The sequence below is a fragment of the Holdemanella sp. genome (assembly GCF_056804935.1).
In genome coordinates, this window is record NZ_DBMEXE010000003.1 from 6597 (window position 1) to 16104 (window position 9508).

At 38.1% G+C, this 9508-nt stretch carries 14 protein-coding genes; all 14 read left to right on the forward strand.

Annotated features, from left to right (window positions below):
* Window positions 1-143: hypothetical protein (locus ACZQCL_RS00375; protein ID WP_482481476.1), on the forward strand; the 143-nt coding region annotated here is incomplete at its 5' end.
* Window positions 143-1162: a Gp37-like protein gene (locus ACZQCL_RS00380; RefSeq protein WP_482481449.1), complete on the forward strand. Its 1020-nt coding sequence runs from the start codon at window positions 143-145 to the stop codon at window positions 1160-1162. The genes ACZQCL_RS00375 and ACZQCL_RS00380, both read left to right, overlap by 1 nt.
* A gap of 10 nt (window positions 1163-1172) precedes the next feature.
* Complete coding sequence (locus ACZQCL_RS00385) at window positions 1173-2045, forward strand: hypothetical protein (RefSeq protein ID WP_482481451.1); 873 nt, start codon at window positions 1173-1175, stop codon at window positions 2043-2045.
* Between the two features lie 10 nt (window positions 2046-2055).
* Window positions 2056-2835: a hypothetical protein gene (locus tag ACZQCL_RS00390; RefSeq protein ID WP_482481453.1), complete on the forward strand. Its 780-nt coding sequence runs from the start codon at window positions 2056-2058 to the stop codon at window positions 2833-2835.
* A 17-nt stretch (window positions 2836-2852) separates the two neighbouring features.
* The gene (locus ACZQCL_RS00395; RefSeq protein ID WP_482481455.1) at window positions 2853-3569 is read left to right on the forward strand and encodes a hypothetical protein; all 717 of its coding nucleotides are present in this window, start codon (window positions 2853-2855) and stop codon (window positions 3567-3569) included.
* Window positions 3545-5164: a hypothetical protein gene (locus ACZQCL_RS00400; protein WP_482481457.1), complete on the forward strand. Its 1620-nt coding sequence runs from the start codon at window positions 3545-3547 to the stop codon at window positions 5162-5164. Before ACZQCL_RS00395 ends, ACZQCL_RS00400 begins: the two co-directional genes overlap by 25 nt.
* A 360-nt stretch (window positions 5165-5524) precedes the next feature.
* Window positions 5525-6661, forward strand: coding sequence for an RNA-directed DNA polymerase (locus ACZQCL_RS00405; protein ID WP_482481459.1), 1137 nt, complete (start codon window positions 5525-5527; stop codon window positions 6659-6661).
* A complete protein-coding gene (locus ACZQCL_RS00410) occupies window positions 6606-6923 on the forward strand; it encodes a hypothetical protein (RefSeq protein WP_482481461.1) in 318 nt (105 codons plus the stop codon). The genes ACZQCL_RS00405 and ACZQCL_RS00410 overlap by 56 nt, the downstream gene beginning before the upstream one ends.
* A gap of 4 nt (window positions 6924-6927) precedes the next feature.
* Window positions 6928-7071 carry an XkdX family protein gene (locus ACZQCL_RS00415; RefSeq protein WP_302316647.1) on the forward strand — a complete coding sequence of 48 codons (144 nt, stop codon included), beginning with the start codon at window positions 6928-6930 and terminating at the stop codon, window positions 7069-7071.
* Window positions 7072-7083: 12 nt separating this feature from the next.
* Window positions 7084-7332 (forward strand): crAss001_48 related protein, encoded by a 249-nt coding sequence (locus ACZQCL_RS00420; protein ID WP_482481463.1) that lies wholly within the window; start codon window positions 7084-7086, stop codon window positions 7330-7332.
* A 12-nt stretch (window positions 7333-7344) separates the two neighbouring features.
* Window positions 7345-7569, forward strand: a complete 225-nt coding sequence (locus tag ACZQCL_RS00425; protein WP_270778008.1) for a hypothetical protein — start codon at window positions 7345-7347, stop codon at window positions 7567-7569.
* A gap of 3 nt (window positions 7570-7572) precedes the next feature.
* Complete coding sequence (locus tag ACZQCL_RS00430; protein ID WP_288028398.1) at window positions 7573-7788, forward strand: holin; 216 nt, start codon at window positions 7573-7575, stop codon at window positions 7786-7788.
* Between the two features lie 14 nt (window positions 7789-7802).
* Window positions 7803-8198: a hypothetical protein gene (locus tag ACZQCL_RS00435; RefSeq protein ID WP_482481466.1), complete on the forward strand. Its 396-nt coding sequence runs from the start codon at window positions 7803-7805 to the stop codon at window positions 8196-8198.
* Between the two features lie 98 nt (window positions 8199-8296).
* Window positions 8297-9361: an N-acetylmuramoyl-L-alanine amidase gene (locus ACZQCL_RS00440; protein ID WP_482481468.1), complete on the forward strand. Its 1065-nt coding sequence runs from the start codon at window positions 8297-8299 to the stop codon at window positions 9359-9361.
* Window positions 9362-9508: the final 147 nt, after the last annotated feature.

A 9508-nucleotide genomic window follows, 5' to 3' on the forward strand; every position in this document is an offset into this window, starting at 1 on the left:
TAAATGTATTTTGGATGATGGATTTCGATAGCATTTTCTTCCAATTGGCAGTGGGTGAGAATGTATTAAGATATAGTGCTGATACAAACGAACAAAACTTAATTGTAGAATTATCGTTTGAAACGGTGAGAGCTGGTGTCTAATGAATTATTTTATTTATGATCGTGAAGGAAAGAAGCAAGCACTACTTCAAAACGTGACAAGCATCCAATGGAAACCTCGTTATTGTGAAGAAGGAAAAGCAGTAATATATGCGAAAGCTACAACAGATAATTTAAAATATCTAGTTGAATTCAATCGCATCGTTTGTCAGGAACGGAATGAGATCATGTTTATTAAATCTGTTATACCGAAGGAAGACGATGAAACGGAATTAATTATCAGTGGATATATGGATAATTTAGATGATCGAGTTAATATAAACACATTGACTGTTAGAAACGTTGAATCATCGTTATTAAAATGTGTATCTGATAATAAACGCGGATTAGATATTAATGTTGCAGATTCAAAAGGGTTAACAGCTAAAATACCAGATTCCGAAACAACTTGGTTAAGTCTAAGAAAAACAGTTCAAAAGTATTGTGCTTTAGTTGGATATGGATATCGAGAAATCGTTAAGAATAACGTATTGAATTATTTTGAAATATATTCCGGATCCAGAAGAGATGAAGCTAAATTTTCAGATGATCTAGGAAATGTTTTGGCGCAAAGATACGAAGTAGAGTTATCCAAATACAAGAATTTTGCGTATGTTCTAGGTGACGATGACGATGGGAATCGTAGAATGGTTACAGTAGATATGCGTGAGGCTAATGAGCCATTAATAGAAATGTATGTGGACGCGAGAGATTTGCAACGAACATATAAAGATTCAAACGGAAATGAGCAAACGTATTCAGATAGCGAATACAACGAATTACTCCGTATTCGTGGAGAAGAAAAATTACTAGAAACCAGGGAAGGCGCATTTGTCTTCTCTTTTACTTTAAATCCTGAAGATAAATTAATTATCTTAGGAAGAGATTATGATCTTGGTGATATTGTCCCGGTTATTAGTATTAAATACGGTCTACAAGTTTATGCACGTATTACAGGTATAGATTTTGTGGAGGAAGGAAACGAAGACACAAAAATCAATTTAATTCTACAAATAGAATAGGAGGTTAAATATGGCACAAAAAGCATATCCTTTAGATAATACAAAATATCTGTCTGAAGATGTTCGTCTATATCATGTTGGTAGAACCACAGGAATCTTTAATGCGACCGGGGATGATTTGAAAGTATCTGCATCCGGAGGAATGAACATTAAAGTTTCACCTGGTTATGCATTTTTATTTAGTGCTAAAAGTGCGATTGGTGGATTTACTTATGGAAACACTTCCGATGTTACTTTATCAATTGATATCGCATCATCTACTACACGCTACGATTACATTTCATGCAGATATACAAAAGCTACAAACAATTGTGTTCTAACGTATGTAAGAGGAAATGGAAGCAGGCCAACAGCACCAATTAGAAATGAAAACATTTATGAAATTATTTTAGCAATCATCCAGGTACCTGGGAATGCATCCACGATCACATCTGCGCACATCATCGACACACGTTTAAATGAAACATTCTGTGGTCTTGTAACGGACGGAACAAACAAGCTTCCAACACAGCCGATGTATGATCAATACAATGCATTACTGGCAGAGCTCGAAAAAGCTTTAGATGGAAATACTGCAGGAAACTTATTGAATCAAATCAAAGCGAATAAAGGTTTGATTGATGGCGTGACCCAACGAGTGGCCACAAATGAAGGCAACATCACTACGCATGGAAAATCAATCAACGACAACACGAAAGATATCACAGATGTGAGTAAGCGTGTGAAGACTGTCGAGGATAAGATTCCAAGTTTAGAAAAAGCAGATAAAAGTCTTTCAAGTCGAATTGCAGAGTGTGAAAAGTTTAAGTGGAAAGTTGGAACATCGACACCAACCACAAGCACTTGTCCTAGTGGATATTTCTACTTTCAATTAGAAGGATAGGTGTTTAAATATGACGAGAAAAGATTGTGGATCCAATACAAGTGGAATCCACATGATGGTGGATTATTGGACAGAGCTAGTTGGAAGTTGGCCAAACATCGCGATGCGTTGGCACTACTCCATGTTTATTAAAGAAGATTATTGGCAGAACAGCCTCCAGTGGAATGAGGCTGTTTTTATGTTTCACACGAATCAGCATACATTCAATGTGAATATATCAGGCGTAACACAGACTGGAGTTCTTGCAGCAGGGACTCTAGATCTTCCGTTTGGCAATGGGCCGAGCGTTTATCACGCGCCTGGATGTAGCACATCGTTTGGTGGCTTCTCTGCATCAGGGGTTATTGGCGAATCACAGAGTGTAGGTGGTCCAAGCGTGTACGAGTGCAGCAATCCAAGGAACATCAATCCATTCGATGCAGCAATCGATTACAAACTATCAAATGTGCGAAACTACTGGCGAGTGTATCTGTGGTGTGCAATTACCGGAAAGACATGGAATGTTAGTCCGGACAATGGTAATGGATCTATCAAGGTAACTGGATTGAATCCAGAATCATCTTATAAGATAACGACTAAAGTTGTGGATCGTAATGGAACTGTTCAATATACGGGTTGTGTATATGCATCATTTACGACTCCGGCCGATCAGTTGAAGATTGCGTTCAATCAGGGTGGTAGAGTCAAGGTTGCTCGTGTTTATTACAATCACAATGGAACAATCAAAAAGGTTAAAAAAGTCTATAGGAACATCAACGGAAACGTAAAGAAAGGTGTGAACTATGGATAGAATGGAGGTTTATACATATGGGAATCACAGTGTATAGCGAATCTGAATCATTTAGCAATGTCTGTGTTATTGACAGCGTGACAAGGCAAATCGCAATTCCAGAAGGATGTGACCTATTAGGTGTGCAATACGATAAGAATGCATGCCTAGTACATTTTCAAATGGATCCATGGCCAACAGAATTATTCGATATGACGAATGCTCAAGTTCGAATCATCTACAAGAATGCTGCTGGAGAGTTTGGATCCTACTTAGTCACGAATAAATTTATTACGAACGGAATCTGCAGCTTTGCCTGGGAAGTTGACGCGAATGCCTTGAAAGAAAAAGGAAACGTTGAATTCTGGGTGTGTGCAGAAATGCTAGATGGTAGCACAGTTAAACGCGAATGGCATACATTGAAAGCTATCGGCAATGTGGCCGAAGGCTTATTGCACGTGACTGGATCAGTGGCCACAGAGTCAAAAGATGAAGTCATGCAGTTATTAGCGTATGCCAAACAAGTGTCGGATGAAGCGGTTAAACAAATCAATTCGACAAAAACAAGTACTTTGTCTGAAATTAAAAAAAATTCAGACAGTGCTTTGAGCTCAATCGCATCCAAACACACAAATGCGATTGATGATATTGAAAACACAAAATCAGCCGCAGTGTTTACAATCAATAATTTGATTGACACTTTAGGTTTGAGTGTTAAAGGAGGAAAAGTATGTCAGAGAATTCGAGTGAAGTAGCTTTAGCAGCATCTGCAGAAACATATGTAGAGAAGTTTCTGGCCACAGATGAGCAATTGACAAGAGTTGCGAACGCACTTGAAAAGATGGTACCTGGATATGAGAAATACAGTGCCGACTATTTTAATTCAATGTTTATTCCACAGAGAACAAGAAAAATCTATGGAACAAAAGTATGGAAGTTTGCGTCAAATCCAACGAGTTCGTGTGAAAAGACACGAGACAATGTTGGATTAGTCTGCCAACCTAGTACAGATATTGTAGAGGGTACAGATGACTACAAGAACATTCCTTTGTTCAAGTGGTATGAGTGTAACTATAAGCGATATGATGATGGTTTTGCATATCCAGTCGCAATGATTGGTGATGGAAACTATCAAGAGACAGGTGCAGTTGACTGTGGTGCTCTGCAGATGACTTTCTATTACAAACAAATCGAAACAGAGAATTATACAGAATGGTTGATTTCTGATTCACCTAATCACGCTTTAGGATTAAAACCTTGGTTTGCTGCAGTGCGTGCAGATGGCACAGTAATGCCTTACTTTATTTATTCTAGATTTCACAGCGTAACCGCAAGTGATGGAAAATTGAGATCTCAACCTGGAAAAGTAGCTATCAACCAAAGCCACGATAACATTATTGTGAACTATCAGAAAAAAGGTCCAGGTTTTTGGGGTTCCGGAATTGATAGACAAACGTTCGGGATCATCATGTTGATGATTAAGTATGCGACTAAAAACTCGCAGACAATCTTCTCAGGGAATACAAACTATTCTATGCAGACGAAATCCAGTGTGGAACGTTCAACAAAAGCTACGTATTTCCCAATTCCGAAAAGTGAAAAAGCATCATGGCAAATTGGATCTAGCGTAATAGTCGGATATGGACGAGATAAAGGTGATGGCTCTGTCGATTTAGATAGAGGAAATTCAACGATGTATAAATACGCATATGCGGCCAAGATTCTAAGAATCGATGATCTAGATGCAGATAACTGTGCGGTATATCTAGATTGCGATCCTTTCGATACAACTCCAGTCACCGGAGGTAGCGCAACACAATACATCTACATGTCTTCGTGGCATTGGGATAGTGGATGCACTGATGTAGTTATTGGCCATCACGATGGATCTCCAACATCGAACACAGATGGAAAACATCCATACAGAATCCAAGGACTAGAATTCAGTGTTGGTGGATGGACGATTCCAGGCGATACAGTCATGGTCTTTAATGCGGATTATTCGAAAGATGTATATCGCGCACCTAGAGGCGTAGCGCATTCGTCATCTGAAGCAACAATCAAGAATACTTATACAAAGATTGGAACGATTCCGGCCAAGGCAGATGGTTCAGATTCGTGGATTGGAGATATCTCTATCGTGGATGGCGCATGGTTCCCATCTGCATTTGGATCAGGAAGTGGCCAGGGTGTAGGCGACTATCTATATGCCGGAGGACAATCAACAAGCGGAACACGAGAATATCTTACGGGCGGTGACCTCAGGCATGGCTCGTATGCCGGCCTTTGTTTCTTGTATTGCTGGCATGGCCTTGGCGGTGCCGGGTGGGGCTTCTTGTCGCTCGATTGATTGTTCAATCGGGGGTTGTAAGGGGGCATCCCCCTTGCATTGTTAGCTAACAATTAAATATTAAATTTAGAGGATTCATGGTAGGGCGGTAACCTCAGGAATGGCTCGAATGCCGGCCTTTGTTACTTGAATTGCAGGAATGGCCTTGGCAATGCCAGGTGGAACTACTTGTCGCATGATTGTTTATAAATTAAATACATTAACCATGTCTCGCGAGCCCAGGAAACTGGAGTAAGCCATCATATAGATGCTCACATCGACAACGTCATGTTGTGATGTAAAATTTTGTGACGAACGTAGACTAGTAGACTTTTTGTCGAAACCCTATACACAAACAATCGAAAAAGGATTTAAAGTTCAATGAAAAGAAAATGTAAAAATGTAGATATTACTGATTTAGATTTAATAAAAGACTGTATACATAGATGTCTTCAAAAGAAAAAGAAGACAAGACCAGATATTGTCAGACTATTCGATACATATGGTGATATAGATAACATTGCACTTGTACTGCAGAAAGAATTGATGTGCAGACAGTTGGATCTAGTACCTATATGGTATCGAACGATATATGATGTCGGTTCTCAAAAAGCAAGAGTTATCGGCATCCAGGACATCAAACAACAGATATATGACTATATCGCAGTGGCTGGATTGTCTGAATTGATTGCAGGATTAGGAAAGTACCAGTGTGCTTCTTTACCGGATAGAGGACAAATTTATGGAGCTTTGGCCATACATCGATGGTTGTCGGAAAAGCACAATGGAAAATACAGAATCAACTATGTGTGTAAGTTCGATATCCGTAAATATTATGAATCGATTCCGCAGGACACGATTATTGCTTGGCTAGAAAAAAGAGTTAAGAATGAGCATCTTATGTGGCTTATAAAGACTCTGATCAGGACATTCAAAAAAGGTTTAAGTATTGAATCATATCTATCACAGTACCTTGGTAATCTGTTTTTGATGGATGTATATCACAAGATTCAGGAAAGATCATACAGAGTCAGACATAAAAGAAATGGAACAATTCAAAGAGTTAATCTTATTTATAAAACATTATTCTATATGGATGATTTATTTATCGCAGGATCTAATTCTAAAGATATGATGCGTGCAGTAGAAATACTGGAAGAAGAAATGCGCACTAAAGGATTGGATCTTAAAGATTCCTGGCGATGTTTCAAAATTGGTGATGATGATTTTGTGGATATGATGGGATTTAAAATCTATCGCGATCACATAACTATTCGAAGAAAAACTTTCCGACACATTAGAAGAGCAGTCACTAAGTTCAGAAGAAATCCGAACAGCGTGACTAACGCGAAGACATTGTTATCTTATAAAGGCTTATTGGAACATTCTGATTCTCAACAATATCTAAAAAGTAATAATCTATTTGCCTTGTTTAAAAAGGCTAGAAAGGTTGTGTCTAAATATGATAAGACAAAAATTCTACAAGAAAATGCCAAATGTGCAGACGTTTACGTTTGAGGATAAAGTTTATGTTTATGTTTATTTGAATGAGACAGAAGGAGATACAGAGCCTACAGAAATGTGTCCTTCTGAACACTACTATGAATATGATTACAACGAATTCTGTGAATTGACTTCAAACATTGATTTGAATGATTTGAAGAACAATCCGGAAAACTACTTAGATTATGAGCCAGTGCCAACACTTAGTGCTGCAGAAAAAATCCAGGCACAAGTGTTATACACTGCCATGATGACAGATACAATTTTGGAGGGTTAGGAAAATGGAACATTCAGAATTATTTGAAAAAATCAAAATGTACTATCGTGCCAAAGTGTGGCCACTAACTGCAGTTAAGAATGCGGTCAAAAAAGGTTTGATCACACCAGAAGAATATAAAGAAATTACTGGAAAGGTATACAAGTAGGAGGGCAAAAGCATGGAATTAAATGAAACAGTAGAGTTGATGAACTCTGCAGACTATAAAGATAGATTTAAAGGTGAGTATTTTCAAGTGAAGATTCGTCACGACAAATTAAAAGCCATGTGTGACAAATGGGACGAAGGAAAGCTAAACTTCAAACCAACTTGTCCAAGAGAAATCTATGATCTTCAATTAGATGCCATGAAACGATATATGGACATCTTAGTTATTCGTGCAAAAATCGAAAATGTTGAGTTGATCTAGGAGGAATTGTATATGAATTTTGCATCTGCGTTTATATCTATGACACGTGGCCACAAGGTTGCGCGTAGTCACTGGAGTGGATATTGGCATATCGTTGATGGAATCATCATGATCCATACGAAAGATGGTATTGATTTAAAATTAACGGATTCAGACGATATTGTATACACAATCAGCAATTGTGCATGTGATGACTGGCACATTGTTGATAACTATGGAGTTAGCAAGGAGAGATAGAATATGGAACAATTAAAAAATGCTAAATGGTGGAGTGCAGCATGCACACGCTGCTTAAAAACAATGTGTCAGACTGCGATTGCGATGATTGGAACATCACAAATGATGGAACAAGTGGATATTAAAGTTGTAGTATCAAGCACTGCCTTGGCCGGAATCTTGTCACTTTTGACATCGTTGGCCGGACTTCCTGAAGTAGATACAACGAAAGAAAATTAGTGAGGGCGCTGGTAATGAACTTTGTGATTACTAGTGAACAGATTGTATGGTGTCTTACTTTTATTGGCCTTGTCTGGGCCACTGTTAAGATTATCAAGGAATTAAAAAAGCCTAGCGATGATCTTAAAGAAACGGTGAAAAGACATACAGAATTATTACATCGAGATAACGAGCGATTAAATTCACTTGAAAAGATTACACTCAATCAAGAAGGCATCAACCGCAAATTAGAGGAGCATACTCGCATTCTGTCTGACCACGATGAACGGCTAGAAGAGGATAAAAAAAGAGGCGACTTGATGTTAAAAGCGAACATGGCCATCCTCGATGGAATGTTATCGGAAGATGATAAAGAAAGCCTAAAGGCTACACGAAAGGAAATTCAGGACTTTTTAGTCGAGAAGAATTAGGAGAACAGAATCATGGAAGAAAAAGAAGTAAAATTTGAAGAATTATCAGAAGAAGCTCAATCAGAGCTATCAAACGGAAAAGAAGAAGGTGAAGATGAATGTCATACTCAAGCTTAACAAATAAATATATTCCTGCTAGTGCAGACAACTATATGCGCGGTAGAGGAGGTTACAAAGTATGTAAGATTACACCGCATCATATGGCTTGTAAATGGTCAGCAGAGACTTGTGCTAGATCATTTCAGGTAGCTGGAAGGGAAGCTAGTGCCAACTACTGTATTGGTTCAGATGGTACAATTGTTGCAAATGTCGATGAAGAAAATCGTGCATGGACATCAAGTAATTACTACAATGATTGTCAATCAATTACAATTGAAATTGCTAACGATAATACAGATACGTGGACGATCTCACCTAAAGCATGGAATGCATTGGTAAATCTATGCGTGGATGTATGTAAACGATATAGATTCAGATTGAATTACACTGGTAATGCGAATGGCAGTTTAACCGAACATAGAATGTTTACTGCGACCGCTTGTCCGGGCCCTTATTTACATTCGAAAATGCCACAGTTAGCACAAGAAGTAAATGCTAGATTGGATGGTCAAACTGTAGCTCCAACACAACCAAGTACTCCAAGCGCTCCAAGTGGTGAAAAGTACTCTACTGGTACTCCAATTTGCACAAATACATTAAGTGTAAATTGCAATGGAACAGGTAAAGTTTATAAAGGTGATTGGAGTGGTTCTATTGGCAAAGTGATTAAAGGTGCTAAATATCCATATCGTGTAGATCGTAATGGGGTAGCGATTGGATGGACAAATGATACAGGAACTGATACAGACCCTCATATTCCTGGAGGAAGTACTCAATCAGTTCAAACTGTTTTAAATGGTATTCCGTCAGATTTCAACAGAGAAAGTGCTACATTCTATCCAAATACAACTTTGAAGATTAGAAAAGCACCAACTGAAAAAGGAATTGATACAGGATTGTACTACTCTAACGGAATGTCCGTTCGATACGACGGATATGTAAAACGTGAAGGATTCGTTTGGATCAGTTGGATTAGTGCATCGAGTGGAGAACGTAGATGGATGAAAGCTGGTGTATTAAATTCAAAAGGATACAATACTAATCCATATGGAAGATTTGCTTAAAATTTAATAAAATAAGACATAAAACTGTACAAAATGTACGTAAAAGTTGAACTATATACTATATTTTTAATGACTAAATCGAACCTACGTGTAAAGCGTAGGTTCTTTTTACTGATCAAATCATTGGCATAATTTTTTCTTTTTTTT